Origin of the sequence: Natrinema sp. H-ect1, from assembly GCF_041821105.1 — an archaeon.
Taxonomy (GTDB): Archaea; Halobacteriota; Halobacteria; order Halobacteriales; family Natrialbaceae; genus Natrinema; species Natrinema thermotolerans.
Genome location: NZ_JBGUBA010000008.1, coordinates 16859 through 33480, shown reverse-complemented (window position 1 = coordinate 33480; position 16622 = coordinate 16859). Strand labels below are relative to the sequence as shown.

Genomic DNA, 16622 nt, shown 5'->3' with positions numbered 1-16622 from the left:
CCGCCGTGGAACCGACCCCATATCGAATCGAGTTCCGTGCAACGGATCGAACCCTGGAGACCGCATTCGGCCGACATTTCACCGGAAACCCGGTGTCCCGGCTGCAGGAGCCGATCGTCCGGCACCGAACTCTCCCGCGGCATCACTGCCCCGTCGCCCAGCCCCGCGGGGTGTCGTTCAGCCGTTCGGCTCCGTCCTCGGTCACCGCGACGAGGTCCTCGATTCGGACGCCGAACTCCCCCTCGAGGTAGATCCCCGGTTCGATGCTGAAGACCATGCCGGGCTCGAGTTCGCGGTCGTTGCCCGCGGCGATGTAGGGCGGCTCGTGGACCTCGAGGCCGACGCCGTGGCCCGTCCGGTGGACGAAGGCGTCGCCGTAGCCGGCGTCCTCGATAACCGACCGCGCCGCGCGGTCGACCGCCCCTGCCGTCACGCCCGGCTCGACCGCCTCGACGGCGGCGTTCTGGGCTTCTCTGACGGTCTCGTGGACGCGTTCGTACGCCGCGGGCGGCTCGTCGCCGACCACGATCGTCCGGGTTTGATCGCCCGGATACTGCCCTATAGCAGTCGCCCTACTTTCCTCGAGGTCGGCCGCGACGAAGGCCCCGAAGTCCAGAACGACGGGGTCACCGTTCTGGATCTCCCGCGAGCCACTGTGGTGGTGCGGTTGCGCGCCGTTCGGGCCGGCGGCGACGATGGTTTCGAACGCCGGTTCCTCACCGCCGTCCGCCGCGAGCAAGCGATCGATCTCGGTCGCCAGTTCCGCTTCGGTGGTCCCGATCAGGTCCGTCCCCCGCTCACGGATTTCGAGCGCGACCCGATCCGCGACCGCGCCGGCTCGCCGCAGCGTCTCGAGTTCGACCGCGTCCTTCCGGATCCGGAGCGGTTCGAGGACGGTCCCCGCCAGTCCGAACGCGGCCTCGGGGAGCAACTCACGCAGGTCCTGAGTAAACGTCGCCCACATGCGGTCGTCGACGAGGACGGTCGGCGGCCCTTCGATCTCTCCCGCGAGCGAATACCCATCGATAACGGCCTCGATGGCTTCGAGCGGGTCGTCCGCATCGGTCCAGAACCGCCGCTCGAGGTCCGGAATCGGAAGCTCGGACAGTTGCGCCTCGTACATCGCCGGCGCGACGATCGCGGGGTCGCCGTCTCGAGGGACGAACAGCAGCAGGTGTCGCTCCGAGGGCGACTCCTCGAAGCCGGTCAGATAGGTCAGGTTCGGACTCGGGAAACAGACGACGAGGTCGGCCCCTTCCGCCGTGAGCCGGCGCTTGCAGGCTTCGATGCGGCGCTCGAACGGTGGTTCCATGAACGGGTGTTCGCTCGAGCGGCGAATCAACGTTTGGTTAGTCGGGTGTGAAGGCGGCTCCGGTCGTGAATATCGACTCCTGTCGTGAACATCGACTCAACGATATCAACCGTCCTGCTATCGTGGCAACACGGAATGGCCACGCCCTCCCCAGCCGATTCGCTCGCTGCTCACGGCTCCCGTTGGTCACCGTTCGCTCTCGAGACCTCCCTCCGGTCGGCCTCGCACCGCTCGCTCATCCACTGTCAGAGCAAGCTCTGACAAGCCTTCGCTCGTGAAACTCGCGAAGACCTCGCGCGGTGTCGTCGGCCGTCCTCGGTGGCACTCGTCCGGCCGACAGCGCACGCCACCGCCAGTCGTTTTCCGATTCCTACGACTCGACCCATCGCCGACCGCACCAGTTTCCCGACGTGACCGTTGCCGCGGGTGGACGGTCACTCGAGGGCGAACGCCGTCGGAAACGTATTAACCCCCCAGCGACCGCAGGCCGCGAAGCAACCCGTCGGGACGCTGTGTCATTACAGCGAATGCGAGTTCCCGAGCGGTTGTCGTCGACGGCTGTACGGAATCGACAGTGCCGGGCCGACGGTCGAGGCCGAACGGACGACGAGTCCGCGACCGGCGGGCCGAGCTGTCCCGGTTCGCTGATCGTCGTCTCGAACCGGCAACCGTATCGTCACGAGTACGACGACGCGGGGCCGCCGACTGAGACTGACGGCGGTGCCCACTCGAGCGCTACTGCCCAGACCCGGTCGATCACGGTCGACGAGCCGACCGGCGGGCTGACAGCCGGGCTCGATCCAGTCGTCAAGCGGACCGACGGGACGTGGATCGCCTGGGGCGACGGCGAGGCGGACTTCGACGTGACCGACGAGCGAAACTGCGTCGCCGTCCCGCCCGGGGAGGAGGACTACACCCTCCGCCGGCTCGATCTCTCCGAGGAAGCGGTCGACTCCTACTACTACGGGTTCAGCAATCGCGTCCTCTGGCCGCTCTGTCACGGCTTTCCCGACCTGATCGAAGACCGATCGAACGACTTCGAGTGGTACCGGACGGTCAACGAGCGGTTCGCCGACGCGGTCGCCGACCACGCGACGGCCGACGCCGTGATCTGGCTGCAGGACTACCATCTCGCGCTCGCGCCGCGGATGATCCGGGAGTCCGTGCCGGCCGGCGCGACCGTCGCCCACTTCTGGCACATCCCGTGGCCGTCGCCGCCGACGTTCCGGCAGTGTCCCGCCGGCGGCCACGTCCTCGAGGGACTGCTCGGTAACGACCTGCTTGGCTTTCACGTCGAGCAGTACGCGGATCGGTTCCTCGAGTGCGTCGACCGGTTCCTGCCGACGGCGACCGTCGACCACGAGCGCCGAACGGTCCGGTACGACGGGGGGCGAACTCGCGTCGTCGCGACGCCGATGGGAGTCGACGCCGCGGCCTACGACCGGGACGCTCGGTCGGTCGACCCCGACCGCCTCGCCGACCTGCTCGAGGAGTACGACATCGCCCCCGACACGACGCTCGGGCTGGGCCTCGACCGACTCGACTACACCAAGGGGATTCCCGAACGGCTGGCGGCCATCGAGCGGTTCTTCGAGCGAAACCCCGGCTGGCGCGGCGAGTTCACCTTCCTCCAGAAGGCGACCCCCTCGCGGACCGACATCGAGACCTACCAGCGCCACGGCGACCTCGTCCGCAGCGAGGTCACGCGGATCAACCGCCGCTTCGAGACCGACGACTGGCGGCCGATCGCCTACACCGAGGACTACCTCTCGACGGACGACATCTGTACGCTCTATCGGCGCGCGGACGCCATGGTCGTCAGCCCGCTGGTCGACGGGATGAACCTGGTCGCCCAGGAGTACGTCGCGGCCAGCGTCGATGGCGACGACACGCTGGTGTTGAGCGACCGGACCGGCGCGCACGAACGGCTCGGCTCCCACGCGCTGACGATCGATCCGATCGACACCGACGGGTTCGCGGCCCAGCTCGAGGCGGCGCTCTCGATGCCGGCCCACGAGCGCCGGCGGCGGATGAACACGCTGCGCCAGCGCGTGTTCGCCGGCGACCTCGAGTCGTGGATGGCTACGCAGTTCGACTGGTTCCGGCGGCTCCGCGACGAGCGGGGTCGGACCGACGCGGGCTCGGACAGCGATTCCGACTCGCGGGAACCCACGCCGCCGGTCTAACGGATGACCAGCTCCGAATCCGGAACCGCCGCTGCCGAGTCGTCGCCCCGGCCGCTCGAAGACGGATTCCCGGCCGTTCGGGAGACACTCGCGGACGCTGAGCAACTGCTCGTCTGTCTCGATTTCGACGGGACGCTCGCGCCGATCGTCGACGATCCCGATGCGGCCCGACCGACCGAGGACAACCGCCAGGCCGTCGCGAGGCTGGCCGCCCACCCGGCCGTGACGACGGCGGTCGTCAGCGGCCGGGCGCTGCGGGACGTCCGCGGTCGCATCGACGGGCCGGCGATCTACGCCGGCAACCACGGCCTCGAACTCGAGCGGCGGGGATCGATCGCCGTCCATCCCGTCGCGCGGAAACGGGCCGCTCGGATCGACCGCCTCTGTACGGTTCTCGAGACGACGCTCGCGTCGATCCCGAACGTACGGATCGAGAACAAGCGTCTGTCCGGGACGGTTCATTTCCGGTCCGTGCCGACGGCCGCCCGACCGGTCGCCCGTCGGCTCACGACCGCCGTCTTCGGAGCGTTCAGCGACGGCGCGCTCGAACTCTCCCGCGGGAAGCGCATCCTCGAGATCGGGCCGTCGATCCCGTGGGGGAAGGGGAACGCCGTCGAGTTGATCGCGGCCGACGAACCGCCGGGGACGGCCGCCGTCTACGTCGGGGACGACGTCACCGACGAGTCGGCCTTTCGTGCCGTCGAGCCGGACGGGATCGGGGTGCGGGTCGGCGGCGACGGCCCGTCGGCTGCCTCCCGTCGGGTCGAGTCGCCGGCGGGCGTCGCGTCGTTGCTCACCCGACTCGCGGACGGCATGTCGTCCGGTCCCGAGCGGCGACCCTGAGCCGGGCCCGAATCGCCGGGGGCCGTGCGGACGTCCCGTCGTCGGCAAGGGGACCGGTTTCACCACCCGAATAGACCACTCGAAATCTCCGAAACAACACAAATCAGAAATTTGTTGTCCGGGGCCGAAAGTATTAGTTACCACTGGAAATACAATGGGGACGAGTGTGAACGTGTGTGAAACTCCGACAGCCAACTGATTTCCTGATCCTCGAGGCGCTCGAGGACGAGGGGCGAAACGTCGCGACGAACCTCGCGGCGCATACGGGAAAGAGTCGAAAGAACATCAACACCAGACTCCCGGTCCTCGAGGACTACGGGCTGGTCCGGAAGATCGGCCCCGCGGAACGCTCGGGACTCTACGAGATCACGTCGGCGGGGAAGGCGGCACTGGTGTATCGCGATCAGTACGACGAGGTCGACGACTTCGAGGCGCTGATCGAGGGGCCGAACGCCGGCACTGATGGGGAGGGAGAGCGGGCGAGTTTCGTCCGGGGGGGCGACGACGCCGACGACGGGGAGTAACGTTCGTTCTCCGCGCACCCGCTCCGTACCGATCGGCCAACCCAGGGTTCCGTAGCCTGCGGACCGGAAAGCCTGCGAACCGAGTCGTCGCCGACTCGAGCGTCGGTCAGTCGCTGGCCCGGTGACGGGTCACCGGTCGGCCCCATCTCGTCCGTCGGCGGCGAGTTCCGGCCTGGCACACGCGGAAAAGGCGAAATCGAGTCGTCGCTCACGACCGTCCGTCGGCGGAATCGCGCCTCCACACCGCGTCGGGGAGGGATCGAACTCCGGGTCCCAGGCGTAGGAACTCAGCATCGGCGTCGTGACGATCGCATCGCCCGATCGAACGGCGACGCCGTGGCGGTGGGCCAGTCCGAGCGCGTGCCCGACTTCGTGAAGCAGTACGTGCATCGTCCGCGCCGCCGTCGTGACCGGGACGATCCAGTCGTCGCCGAGCAGGTCGTCGACCGACTCGAGCCGCCCGATGTGTCGCGCGCCGCCGACCGACGCGACGTGGGGGACCCCGTAGCCGGTCGGCGCGTCCTGCATTCCGCCGTCGGTCACCAACAGGTTGACGCCCGAGACGGGGTCGATGTCACGGCGGCCGAGCCGCCCCGACGCGAGCGCCAGCGGCCATTCACCGCGACTGGTGAGGCGTGCGGCGTCCTCGGTCGACACCGCAACCGTGCCCCCCACGGTCGGCTCGACGCGCCGCCGCTCGAGCGCGAGCGTCCGTGCGAGGAACGCGCGGACGTGGTCGGCTACCCCGTCGTAGCGACCGGCCCGCTCGGAGAGCCAGATCCGGACCGCGAGGGCGTCGTCGTCGGCCCGCGTCGTATACGCCAGCGTGCCGAGCGACGCCATCGAGCCGACGGCCCCCAGAAACACGCGGCGCTTCACGGCGACGACTTTCGCCGCCGCCGTTCAGATTCTGCGGGTGAACAGAGACACGCATTAGGGTCGATCAGTGACACCGCGTCCGCCCGGCGGCCGTCGGGTATCGACCACGCGGGCGCGGCGACCGGTGACTCTGATCTCGAGTCCGGCCGGCAGTGCGGTCGGCTCGACCGGACGGAGCATGAGCAAGGCGTCCTCGGCGGTTTCGACCAGCCGTCTGTCCGGCTCTCGTTGGCGCAGACAGAGCGCCCACTCGCCGGATCGGAGCCGGGTTCGGACCTGCCAGTCGGTGTAGTACCGACCGTTCGATCCCCTGAGGACGGTTTCATACGGCGACGTCACCACGGAACGCCCACCCTCACTCGGCCCGCGAGCAGCCGCCCGGAAACGGATCTCGGCATTCTCGTCCGAGCCGACCGGAGCCAGCCCCGTCGCCGCTTGGCTTCATATACGCGACTGTTAAGCGATCATGAGTGTCGTGCAAACGAGAACACGGGACACCGAGATCACGGAGTATAGTAGCGGCTCCCGATCATGTCTGTGGATACCATTATCAGGATCGAGTGACTGGGTTCGACCGGCGTCAGTCGGAGTCGCCGCGCGATTGTGACACCATTCGAAACACCACCACCTACCGCGTCGGGAGGCGGCGTCGCGCGGTTCCGCTGGCGTCCCGGGACCGAGCGGGTCGAAGACCGGCCCGTCAGTGCCCGGCCCCGTCTCCCGACGCCGCGGTTCCGTGTTCCGCCCGAGTGTGATCCGCCACTCGAGCGGCGGCTCGACGCTCACTCGGTGCTGCTGCCGCCCTCGAAGAACTCGCTGAGGATCGATTTGAGCCCCTTTCGCAGGTGCTGGTGCATCGTCGGCGGCGAGATGTCCATCGCTTCGGCGATGTCCTCGCCGGTACTCTCCCGGGGCCAGTCGAAGAAGCCGCCGTAGTAGGCGAGTCGCAAAGTCGTGAGCTGTCGGTCCGTGAGTTCGTCGAGGATCCGATCGCGGCGCTCCGCTGCCGTCCGCACCGGTCGGTCGACCTCCCGCCTTGCGACGAGTTCGGTGTTCGCGTAGACGACGGTCAACGCGTCCGCGATCTCCCGGATGTCGGCGTCCTGTGAGACTTCGACCAGACAGCGTCCCACGCCGTTCTCGACGACGACGTCACAGATCGTCGCGCCGTGGTTCACGAGCGTCCGAACACCCGATTTCGCGAGTCGGATCTCGACCGTACACTGGTCCTCGCCGTCGTGGATGAGCCGACACTCCTCGACCGAATCGTGGGCGTCGGCCTCGTCGCGGACCGTCTCGCCGTCGAGACCCTCGATCGTGACGTACTGGAACGTTCGCCCGCCAGCGGTCGTCCCCGCCCACTCGAGCGAACAGGTACAACCGTACTCCTCGGAGAGATCGAAGGAAAACGTGTCGCCGCCGTCGATGCGGAACTCGAGTTCGACGACGGTGTCGGCAAAGAGCAGTTGGCGGTTCTTGACGGCCATGATCGTAAAGCCGATCGTCTCGCCGAGCAGGCGGAACCCAGCCCGTTCGCGTTCGCTGAAGGCGTCGTCCCGACTGGCGAGTACCGTCAACACCCCGTAGGTCGCGTCCTCGTGGGTGATCGGGACGGCGATCGCCGACCGGACGTCGTCCTTGCGGGCCGCCTCCCGAAGCGGCTCGGGCGTCGTTTCGTCGTCGAGGATGTGGTTCGTCGTCTGAATCTCGCCCGTTCGGGCGGCTCTGGCGACCGGTCGCTCCCGACCGGTGGCGTACTCGATACCGTCGCTGACCCGATCGAGGTAGGTGTCGGCCTCGCCCGTCCCCGTTCGATAGGCGAGTCGGCCCTCGCCGGTGCGCTCGGCGATCCACGAGCCACAGTACAGTTCCGAGTCGACGAGCTGTGTACAGACCTCGCGCTCGATGGCGTCGCGAGCGGGTGCCTCCACCAGCGTCTCGATCACCTGCCGAACCACCGCGTTGATCCGGTTTAACGTCTCGAGTTGGTCCTGTCGGGATCGGAGCCGCCGTTCGCGTTCGACCCGCTCGGTGATGTCCCGGGCCAACCAGACGACGGCGCGTCGCCCCCGGATCCGCTCGTCGATCGGGACGACGCGGGCTTCGAACCGTCGGCGGCCGTCGGTCGTCTCGGCGTCGTACTCGACCGACTGGACCTCGTCCGTTCGGAGGGCCCGATCGAGACAGTCCTGCAACTCCGCGGCGACCTCGTCCGGAAAGGCGTCGTCGAGTCGGCTGCCGCGCAGTTCGTCGACACTGGTCCGGTACAGTTCTGCCGACTCCGAGCGTACTTTCGCTTCCAGATAGGTGCCGTCCTCGCCGATGACGAAGGCCTCGTCGGGCAGTTCGTTCGCGAGGATACGGTGCGGCCGCTCGTCCGTCGTCACACGGTCCCGCGACCCGATCGTCGAGACGATCCGATCGATCGGGTCTTCGTCGCGCTCGCTCGGGACGTAGTCGGTCGCCCCGGCACGGAGTGCCACCGTAGCGAGTCGCTCGCTACCGTCCTGTGGGGCGACGATCGTCGGCACGTCCGGCGTCTCGGCGTGGACCCGTTGTAACAGCGTCTGGATTTCGCCGGGACAGTCCAGTTCGAGGACCACCGCGCCCGGTGGCGATACCCCCGCTTCGTCTGCGGACGTCAGAGCCGCTTGCTCCGTCGCCGTCGACTCGTCGTCAGTCGCGGGACCCGAGTCGTTCCCCCCGTCCGTTTCGGGCTCATCGACCGACGACTCGAGGATCGACCCGATGTCGTCGGCCGTCGACACCGCTCGAACGGCGCGGTCGGTCGCCTGTTCGAGTCGGGGTCGAAGGCGACTCCGTTCGCTTCGAGCGTCGATCACGACGACGATCGGTCGTTGACAGTCTCCAGTGGTCATCCGTATCTCTCCCGTCGCGTCCGCCGACACCGCTACCGCCTCGCTCCTTTCTGTCACATCGTGACTGTGAAATAAAAGCTTGCTGGTCAGACGGGGTCGATCGGCGCGAACTCGACCGGGCGTGGATGCGCCACAGTCGACGCCGGGCGACTCCCTCGAGCGGAGGCCCGCCGAGGGAGCTACGACGAAACCCAACCCCCCTATCCCGGCGTCCCGCGACCGATTAGAGTTCGCCTCGTTCCCGCAGCGCATCGATCAGATCGTCCACGAGGGGGTCGACGCCCTCGTAGGGGAAGTCACCGCCGTCGGTCTTGGTGTACAACTCCATCGCGGTCATCGAGAACTCCCCGGTCTCGAACCGCGTACTCGGGCCGTCAGGGAGCGCCGGGATCAGCGTCATGGGGTCCGAAACGGGATAGTCAGCGCCCTCGAACGCGTCGACCAGCTGTTCTCGGAGGTCTACTTCGACTGTCATGTTAGGTCGTGATTATCCCGCGGGCGCATTAAGTTCCGGGTGCGATCGCGGTCAGAGCCGGCGCATGCACTCGGAGCGGAGTCCCCGCTCGGTCGACTCGCCGGCCTGAACCGCGATCGAACCCGTCAGGGCGGTCGTTCGGTTGACGTCGGTCTCGTCGAGCGCCATCCCGAACACCAGCACCGCGAGCTGGATCAGCGGGGCCGCGAGCTACCATGGGAGGGTACTGAGGAGAACGCCGGGATTTTCGAGCGTCGATCCGCCGACAGGAACCGATCCCATGGCTCGAGGATCGCCCTCACTTGCGACCGAAATAGTAGACCCCCAAACATATAGTCGAAACAGTGATTAATCAGCGGGGACGAGTGTTCCCCCATGGCAAAGGATACCGTCAGGTACCCCGACGACGTGGTCGAGGAAATCGACGCACTCGTCGACGACGGTATGTTCGAGAGCAAATCCGAGTTCTATCGCTTCTCCGCGGAATACGTCCTAACCCTGATCAACGACGACCACGACGTCAAGACGTTCAACTTCGACGAGATCAAGGGCGAACTCGATATCAGCGACCGCGACCACGCCGAAGCGCTCGGGGCCGACGGCGGGACATTCTTCCTCGATGCCGTGATCAACGTCCGCAAACACGGGCTCCGGGGCAACTACGAGGCCGCGGAACGCTTCATCGACACCCACTACGACGAGACCGACCAGGAGTGTATCATCCTCGAGGAACTGCTCGGCACCTACCGCGACGAATCGGCGTAGCTGTCCGTTCGAAGCTGTTCTCCCGGTTTTCACTCACTCGACGAACGGCTCGCCAAGTGCCGCCAGATCGACGTTCTCGGCGACGAGCCGCGCCGCTCGATCGGACGGCGTCGTGTCGGCCCCATCGGCGTCCGACGGCGGTCGGCCACCCACTCCGTCCGCCGGCCGGTCGACGCCGGCCGACTCGGCGACGCGATCGAGAAAGGCCGCCCGGACCGACTCGTTGTCGAACAGGCCGTGCAGGTAGGTCCCCAGCACGTGCCCACGGGCCGCGCTCGAGTCGCCAAGCGGCCGCGTCACGTCGCCGACCGCCTCCGTCCGTCCCGCGTGGATCTCGTATCCCGTCGCGGGGCCGTCCGCACCGGACAGCAGCGGCGACGCCGACCCGTCGACGGGCACCGCGGTCTGCTCGAGGCGCTTCTTACCCTCGAATCGGGTCTCGACCGGCAGCAGGCCAAGTCCCTCGACGACGTCGTCCTCGCCGGTTCCCTCGAGCGCGGCGTTGGTGATGCGCTCGCCCAGCAGCTGGTAGCCCCCACAGAGGCCGACGATCGGGCCGTCGAAGGCCGCGAGCGCGTCGGCGTAGCCGGCGGCCCGCAGCGCCAGCAGGTCGTCGACCGTGTTCTTCGTCCCCGGAAGGACGACTGCGTCGGCGTCGACGCCCGCGAGCGGATCGGTCGCGGCTGGGTCCCCGTCGCGGCCGCCCTCGTCGACCGGGAGATACACCACCGAGACGCCCGGCGCCGCCGCCAGCGCCTCGAGGTCGGTCGCGTTCGAGATGCGGGGGAGCCGCGGGACGGCGATCCGGAGCCGTCGGTCGGCCGGCACGCCGTCGTCGTCCCCGACGACGCCGCGTTCCTCGCTGCCGGGGAGGCCGACGCTGTCCTCCTCGGGGAGTCCGGGGTCGTCGTACGGGAGTACGCCCAGAATCGGCACCCCGGTACGGGATTCGATCTCCTCGATGCCGGGCTCGAGCAAGGACGGGTCCCCGCGGAACTTGGTGATGACCGCGCCGACGATGCGGTCCCGGAGGTCGTCGGGGACGAGTTCGATCGTGCCGTAGAGGCTGGCGAAGGCCCCGCCGCGTTCGATATCGACGAGGAGGAGGATATCGGCGTCGGCAAAGTCGGCGGTCTCGACGTTCGCGAGGTCCCGATCGTGGAGGTTGATCTCGCCGATGCTGCCCGCACCCTCGGCGATAATCACGTCGTTGTCGGCCGCCAGTCTGCGGTACGACTCCGCGGCAGCTTCGCGCGCGCGAGTCCAGTACTCTTCGTAGTAGGTGCCGGCCGGCACGTGGTCGTGGGCCTCCCCCTGCAGGACCAGTTGGCTCTCGCCGTCCCCGCGTGGCTTGAGCAGGACCGGGTTGCAGTCGGTGGTCGGGGTAGTCCGGGCGGCTCGAGCCTGCACGAACTGGGAGACGCCGATCTCGCCCCAGCGGTCGCCGTCGGCGTTCGCGTTCGGATCACCGTCGCCGCCCGGGTCGGCGTCGGTTCCGCCCTCGCCCTCGGCGTCCGGCCGCACGACGACGCGGGCGTTGTTGCTCATGTTCTGGCCCTTGAAGGGAGCGACGTCGACCCCGCGGTCAGCGAGCAGGCGACAGAGGCCGGCCGCGACCGTCGACTTGCCGACGTGGCTCGCGGTCCCGGCAACGAGAAGCGTTCGTGTCATCCGCGTTGGCGGTAGTCGGGAAGCCGAGGGTATCGTCCTATCGGTTCGCGTTCAGCGTCCGATGCTGTCGCGACTCGCGGTCGTTTGCGGCCATTCCCGCAGGAACCGTCGTCACGGAAGCTCGGACGCACACTCGAGCAAATCGTCCTCCGTTTGCCAGGTGCGGAGTCGATCCGCGTCCGCGAGCATCTCGAAGATAGACGTCTGCATCCCGCTGTAGGGGCTTTCCGGGTCGGCTTCCGTTTCGATCTCGTCCGGTTCCAGGCCGTCGTACGTCCGCTTGAAAACGTACGTCTTTTCGAAGTACTGCTCCAGCGCAGTGAAATAGCCCTGTTCGACGAGAAACCCGCCGCTGTCGTGTTCGGACACGCCGACGATGTAATCGGCGTAGTCGGCGAGGAGACGGAACTTGAGGTAGGTATTCGTCCACTCGTTACGGATGTCGACCATCAGGAACGCGTAGCTATCCGTCCGTCGGTTGAGCCTGTCTTTGACGAGTTGCAGGCGATGGATCTCCGGCCGACCGTAGCTGCCGAGAACGAAATACGACCGCCCGGTCGTGAGAAGCGGCGCCAGTTCCGTGACGCTGTGTTTGAGCGCTTCGTACTCCGCCGGCGTCAGCGACGACTCGTGGAGATACGACTCGGCCTTCGCCGCGAGGTCGTCGACCGTCACCGGCTCCTCGCTCATCGCTCGGTTGCACGCCCCTTCGAAACTTCAATTTGCCGACCGAACGAGGGACCGAATCGTATACGACCGATTCGTATTTGAGCGAAACGCTTTTGCACGCACCGAACGAATCCATAGGTATGAGTACCCCGGACCGGCCGCCGGCGGACCTCCAGCGCGTCCGCGAGCGACTGAACGTCGTGACACAGGAGACGCGGTTCGCGCTCGTACAGGACCTCCTGGGTCATCCCGAAGGGCTACCGACGCTGAAGGAACTGGATTACGTGAACCCCAGTAAGAGTCGGACGACGATCCGACAACACCTCCAGCAGCTCATCGAGGCGGACATCGTCGAGGAGGTAACGCTCCCGAACGATCGTCGGCGGAACGATCTCCCCTACAAGTTCTACGGGATCAGCGACGAGGGGCGGGCGTTCCTCGAGGCACACGACCTCCTGCGGGCCGAAGAGACGTTACGGTCCGTCTACGATCGAGTCGAGAAGACCGACGAAATCGAGCGGTACGAAGCCGCACCACGACCGGAGCGATAGGGTCGGCGTCTCCGTAGCAGCTACTCCGTTCTGTATCTCGCGTCCCAGCGCGGTCCGGCTCGGCTCGAGAGGACGATCCCCACTGCCCCCATGACGAGCCCGCCGAGGACGAGGACCGCGGCCAGCTCGAGCGACGGTGGGACGACGACGAAGCCGGCCACGAGCGTCGGCACGAGCGCGACGGCGACGCCGATCGTGAACGTCGCGAAGCGGACGGCGTCGAAGAGGAACTCGTTGGGATCGAAGCCGGCGATGAAGACGGTGAGTCCGTAGTAGTACAGCGCATAGCCGGCGAGCAGCACGGCCCCGACGACGGCGTCGAGTGGCGTCGCGTCGAACCAGACGACGGCGGCGAGATACGGGATCACGGCCGTCGGCGCGCCGACGAGGATAAAGGCCGTCCGCTTGGCCCGGAAGACGTCCGCGATCGAGACGGGGTAAGCGAGGTAGGCCTCGAGCGAGTCGAACTGGGTGAGCCAGTTGTAGGTGGTAAACGCCGAGAGCCCGAGGACGCCGCCGAAGAAGATCCCCGGCGCGGGCGCGACCCCGGTGATCGAGTCGACGACGCCGACGAGTGCGGCCACGAGTGCCAGCAGGATCGTCGACGAGACGAACGGCTTCCAGACCCCGCCCGAGGAGCGGGCGAGATCGAGCAGCGACTTCGTCACGAGGGGCGAATCGGCGACGGGCAGGGCTGCACTGAGCCGGGCGAACCGGTCGGTCGCGGTCCGCGAGGGCCGGCCGTAGGTCGGGTCGTACAGCAGGAGCGAGCCCGCCGCGACGACGAGGGTCGCGGCGGCCAGTCCGCCCGCGGCCGGGACGGTGCCCTCGATCGGGACGAGGAGGCGACGAAGAACCCCGCCCGAGCCGAGCGCCCAGCCGCCGACGGCGGCGAGCCCGATTCCCAGCCCGATGGTCCACGGCGGCACGCCCCGCGTCCGAACCGCGATCAACGCGACGGTCGTCGCCATGCCGACGGTAAAGACCAGAAACAGCGATCCCCAGAACGCGACGAGCGAGAGCGGCGTCGTCGCGGAGAGGCCCTCGGCGACCGCGCCGCCGAGCGCCATCGGCAACACGAACGCGATCCCGTAGAACAGCGCGTCCTTCAGGAGGAAGACGCCGAGCAGCCGCCGGCGCGAGAGCGGCAGCGTCGTCGACGAGGACAGCAACAGCGAGAGTCGGCCGAAGACGTTCTCGAGCATGTCCGAGCCGGCGAATCCAGCGGTGCCGCTGTAGAGTCCGAAACCGGCCGCGAGGACGTGGAGACCGACGACGACCGTCCCGGACGCGGTGCCGGTCTCGACGAGCGCGACCGAGCCGCCGACCGCGAGAGCGGCGATCACGAGCGGGAAGAGGGCGAACCGCCAGCCGCCGAACAGCTCGGTGTGCATGCGCCACTCCTCGCGAAAGAGGATCGCGAGCAGTCGACGCGTCGACAGGCCCGAACCGGAACGGCCCGTCCCCGTCGGGCCGGCCGGGTCCGTCGTCTCGCCGGTCATACGTCCAATTGCTCGAGCGTCGGCGTGTCTCGCGCGTCCTCGCCCTCGACGCGGTCCAGGAAGACCTCGAGCAGCGACTCGTCGGTCCCGTCGTCGGCGACGGACCGCTCCGTGACGAGTTGACCGTCGGCCACGATGCCGACGCGGGTACAGATCTCCTCGGCGACGTCGATGTTGTGCGTCGAGACGAAGACGGCGTTGTCGCCGGCCGCGTAGGAGACGAGGAACTGCTTGACCTGCTCTTGGACGAGCGGGTCGAGGTTCGCCAGCGGCTCGTCGATGAAGACAACGTCGGGCTCGTGGAGGAACGCCTGCGCGATCATCACCTTCTGTTGTTGGCCCCGGGAGAGATCGGTGTGTAGGGTATCGAGTTTGCTCTCGAAGCCGAGCCGTTCGGCCCACCGGTCGGTTCGCTCGGCGACCCGCTCCGCCTCGAGGTTTCGCACCTCACCGACGAACTCGAGGTACTCGCGCGGCGTGAGAAAGCTCGGCGGCGACTCCTGTTCCGGGAGGATGCCGACCTGCCGGCGCGTCTCGATCGGGTCCGTCGTCGGATCGGTCTCGAGAACGCTGACCTCGCCCGAATCGGGCTCGATCTGGCCGGTCAACACCCGGATCGTCGTAGTCTTGCCCGCCCCGTTCGGTCCGAGAAACCCGTACAGCTCCCCTCGCTCGACGGTGAACTCCATGCCGTCCACGGCGTCGACGGCGCCGTAGGACTTCTCGAGTCCGGCTACGTGAATCGCACCCATTGAACGCGAAACCGTTTGGAGGATTTGATAATAACTGTGTTGGTAGGGGTATAGTAACAGCGGCTCGAACGGATGAGTGCTGGACGACGCAGTCGGGGATGCAACTGATGTTACTCTCGGAAGTCGATGATGGGAAGTTGCGTCCGGAGACTCGCGAGTAAATACACCACGGACGAAACGAGTACGACCCAACCGACGACGGACGCCACCCCGTGGATTACGCCCGGGTCGGCATCGGCAAGGCGGCTGAGGTGATACAGTACCTCGTTCGTGAGTACGACCAAGGTCGACAGCAGCAATAAGACGATCGCGAGAACCCGTTTCGTTCCTCCGCTTAATTCTGCCATTCAATACTTTCCTTTCGTGTTGAACGGGTAAAAGAAATCGATTCACTGGATGGCTGGAACCGCTGCCACCGGTGTCTCCGTCGGCACTCAGAACTCGGTGCCCTGTCGCGCCCGCTGGCCGTCGTCGATCGGGTGTTTCTCCTTGCGGACGTTCGTGATCAGGTCCGCGCTGTCGGCGAGGTACGCGGGCTCGGTGTGGCTCCCCGAGAGGACGAGTTCGAGGTCGTCGGGCTTGGCCTCGAGCAGTCCCAGTACGTCGTCCTGGGACAGTAGTTCCCGGTCCGCGGCGTAGAGGATCTCGTCGAGGATGAGCATGTGCATCCCGGCCTCGGGTTCGGCCGCGAGATCGATCGGCGCGTCGAGGTCGGCGTCTTCGGCGGCCTCGAGCAGTTCGTGGGCGCGCTCAAGTCCGGCCTGCGCTTCGGCCTCGTGGTCGGCCTCGTCGCTGCCGTCGGCCATCCCGTGCCAGCCGTAGTGGCCGAGGTTTTCGTAGCTGATCCCCGGCAGGGCGGCGATGGCGTTGTACTCGCCCCGGACTGCGTCGACGCTCGAGGCCCCGCCTTTCATGAACTGGAGCATGTGGACGCGGTAGCCGTGGCCCGCGGCGCGCATCCCCATCCCCAGCGTCGCGGTCGTCTTCCCTTTCCCGTCGCCCCACCAGACCTGTACGCGGCCGAACTCCTCGGGCGCGGCGGGTTCGATCCGCTCGGCTTCGGGCGTTCGACCCTTCCCGGGCGTGTTCTCGATCGCGGACTCGACTGGCTCCTCGTCGCTCATACGCGGGCGGTCGGGCCGCGCCCACATGTACGTTGCTCCATCGCAGGCGGCATTCTGTGACATACGTAACCAAACGTGTCTTCCGTGTTCGCTCCTAACTCGCGGTCACCGATGTCCCTCGAGTTCTCCTCATCCGACGAGACGCCCGGCTTCGAGTGCGTGATCGCCGCGCTCGACGACTGCGCCTGTCGGGAAATCATCGCGATTCTCGAGGAACCGATGACCGTCGAGGCGATCGCCGAGGCGACGGAGCGCCCGCTCTCGACGACCTACCGGAAACTCGATTGCCTGACCGAGGCCGGTCTCGCCGAGGAGGCCGTCGGCGTCCGGGAGGGCCGCCACCGGAAAGCCCGGTACGTGGCCAACCTCGAGCGGATCTCGATCGGGCTCGACGAGGACAACGAGTTGCGCGTCGACGTCGATTACGCTTCGGGGGCCAGCATCTGGTCCGAACTGCAGGGCGGCCACTGACCGATGGTTCTCACCTCGC

General features: G+C 67.3%; 16 protein-coding genes. 6 read left to right on the top strand and 10 right to left on the bottom strand.

What is annotated here, in order from left to right:
• Positions 1-142: 142 nt before the first annotated feature.
• Entirely contained in the window at positions 143-1312 is a 1170-nt protein-coding gene (locus ACERIM_RS15090) for a M24 family metallopeptidase (protein WP_373633323.1), read from the bottom strand.
• 527 nt (positions 1313-1839) lie between these two features.
• On the opposite strand from ACERIM_RS15090, the gene ACERIM_RS15085 reads away from it, so the two are divergent.
• From ACERIM_RS15085 to ACERIM_RS15075, 3 genes are all read left to right on the top strand, one after another.
• Positions 1840-3498 carry a trehalose-6-phosphate synthase gene (locus ACERIM_RS15085; protein ID WP_373633367.1) on the top strand — a complete coding sequence of 553 codons (1659 nt, stop codon included), beginning with the start codon at positions 1840-1842 and terminating at the stop codon, positions 3496-3498.
• 3 nt (positions 3499-3501) lie between these two features.
• Entirely contained in the window at positions 3502-4341 is an 840-nt protein-coding gene (gene otsB / locus ACERIM_RS15080; protein WP_373633322.1) for a trehalose-phosphatase, read from the top strand.
• 176 nt (positions 4342-4517) lie between these two features.
• Positions 4518-4865 (top strand): winged helix-turn-helix domain-containing protein, encoded by a 348-nt coding sequence (locus tag ACERIM_RS15075; protein ID WP_006179644.1) that lies wholly within the window; start codon positions 4518-4520, stop codon positions 4863-4865.
• A gap of 129 nt (positions 4866-4994) precedes the next feature.
• Here the strand turns inward: ACERIM_RS15075 and ACERIM_RS15070 are convergent, their stop codons facing one another.
• From ACERIM_RS15070 to ACERIM_RS15055, 4 genes are all read right to left on the bottom strand, one after another.
• Positions 4995-5744: a peptidase M10A and M12B matrixin and adamalysin gene (locus ACERIM_RS15070; protein ID WP_373633321.1), complete on the bottom strand. Its 750-nt coding sequence runs from the start codon at positions 5742-5744 to the stop codon at positions 4995-4997.
• A gap of 54 nt (positions 5745-5798) precedes the next feature.
• Positions 5799-6086, bottom strand: a complete 288-nt coding sequence (locus ACERIM_RS15065) for a hypothetical protein (RefSeq protein ID WP_373633320.1) — start codon at positions 6084-6086, stop codon at positions 5799-5801.
• 440 nt (positions 6087-6526) lie between these two features.
• A complete protein-coding gene (locus ACERIM_RS15060; RefSeq protein ID WP_373633319.1) occupies positions 6527-8623 on the bottom strand; it encodes a bacterio-opsin activator domain-containing protein in 2097 nt (698 codons plus the stop codon).
• A 223-nt stretch (positions 8624-8846) separates the two neighbouring features.
• The gene (locus tag ACERIM_RS15055; protein ID WP_373633318.1) at positions 8847-9098 is read right to left on the bottom strand and encodes an MTH865 family protein; all 252 of its coding nucleotides are present in this window, start codon (positions 9096-9098) and stop codon (positions 8847-8849) included.
• Positions 9099-9473: 375 nt separating this feature from the next.
• On the opposite strand from ACERIM_RS15055, the gene ACERIM_RS15050 reads away from it, so the two are divergent.
• The gene (locus ACERIM_RS15050) at positions 9474-9863 is read left to right on the top strand and encodes a hypothetical protein (RefSeq protein WP_006179649.1); all 390 of its coding nucleotides are present in this window, start codon (positions 9474-9476) and stop codon (positions 9861-9863) included.
• A 33-nt stretch (positions 9864-9896) separates the two neighbouring features.
• On the opposite strand, the gene ACERIM_RS15045 is transcribed toward ACERIM_RS15050, so the two are convergent.
• Together ACERIM_RS15045 and ACERIM_RS15040 are read right to left on the bottom strand one after the other, a co-directional pair.
• Entirely contained in the window at positions 9897-11534 is a 1638-nt protein-coding gene (locus tag ACERIM_RS15045) for a cobyric acid synthase (protein WP_373633317.1), read from the bottom strand.
• Positions 11535-11645: 111 nt separating this feature from the next.
• The gene (locus tag ACERIM_RS15040) at positions 11646-12224 is read right to left on the bottom strand and encodes a hypothetical protein (protein WP_049966307.1); all 579 of its coding nucleotides are present in this window, start codon (positions 12222-12224) and stop codon (positions 11646-11648) included.
• 119 nt (positions 12225-12343) lie between these two features.
• On the opposite strand from ACERIM_RS15040, the gene ACERIM_RS15035 reads away from it, so the two are divergent.
• Positions 12344-12754, top strand: coding sequence for a helix-turn-helix domain-containing protein (locus tag ACERIM_RS15035; protein ID WP_006649405.1), 411 nt, complete (start codon positions 12344-12346; stop codon positions 12752-12754).
• Between the two features lie 20 nt (positions 12755-12774).
• Here ACERIM_RS15035 and ACERIM_RS15030 read toward each other — a convergent pair whose 3' ends face one another.
• From ACERIM_RS15030 to ACERIM_RS15020, 3 genes are all read right to left on the bottom strand, one after another.
• A complete protein-coding gene (locus ACERIM_RS15030) occupies positions 12775-14256 on the bottom strand; it encodes a hypothetical protein (RefSeq protein WP_006649404.1) in 1482 nt (493 codons plus the stop codon).
• On the bottom strand, positions 14253-15008 hold the full coding sequence (locus ACERIM_RS15025; protein WP_373633316.1) for an ABC transporter ATP-binding protein: 756 nt from the start codon (positions 15006-15008) through the stop codon (positions 14253-14255). The genes ACERIM_RS15030 and ACERIM_RS15025 overlap by 4 nt, the downstream gene beginning before the upstream one ends.
• Positions 15009-15442: 434 nt before the next feature.
• Complete coding sequence (locus ACERIM_RS15020; RefSeq protein WP_373633315.1) at positions 15443-16132, bottom strand: cob(I)yrinic acid a,c-diamide adenosyltransferase; 690 nt, start codon at positions 16130-16132, stop codon at positions 15443-15445.
• Positions 16133-16243: 111 nt separating this feature from the next.
• Here ACERIM_RS15020 and ACERIM_RS15015 point away from each other — a divergent pair, with 111 nt between their 5' ends.
• On the top strand, positions 16244-16603 hold the full coding sequence (locus ACERIM_RS15015) for a helix-turn-helix domain-containing protein (RefSeq protein ID WP_006649400.1): 360 nt from the start codon (positions 16244-16246) through the stop codon (positions 16601-16603).
• The last annotated feature ends 19 nt before the right edge of the window (positions 16604-16622 follow it).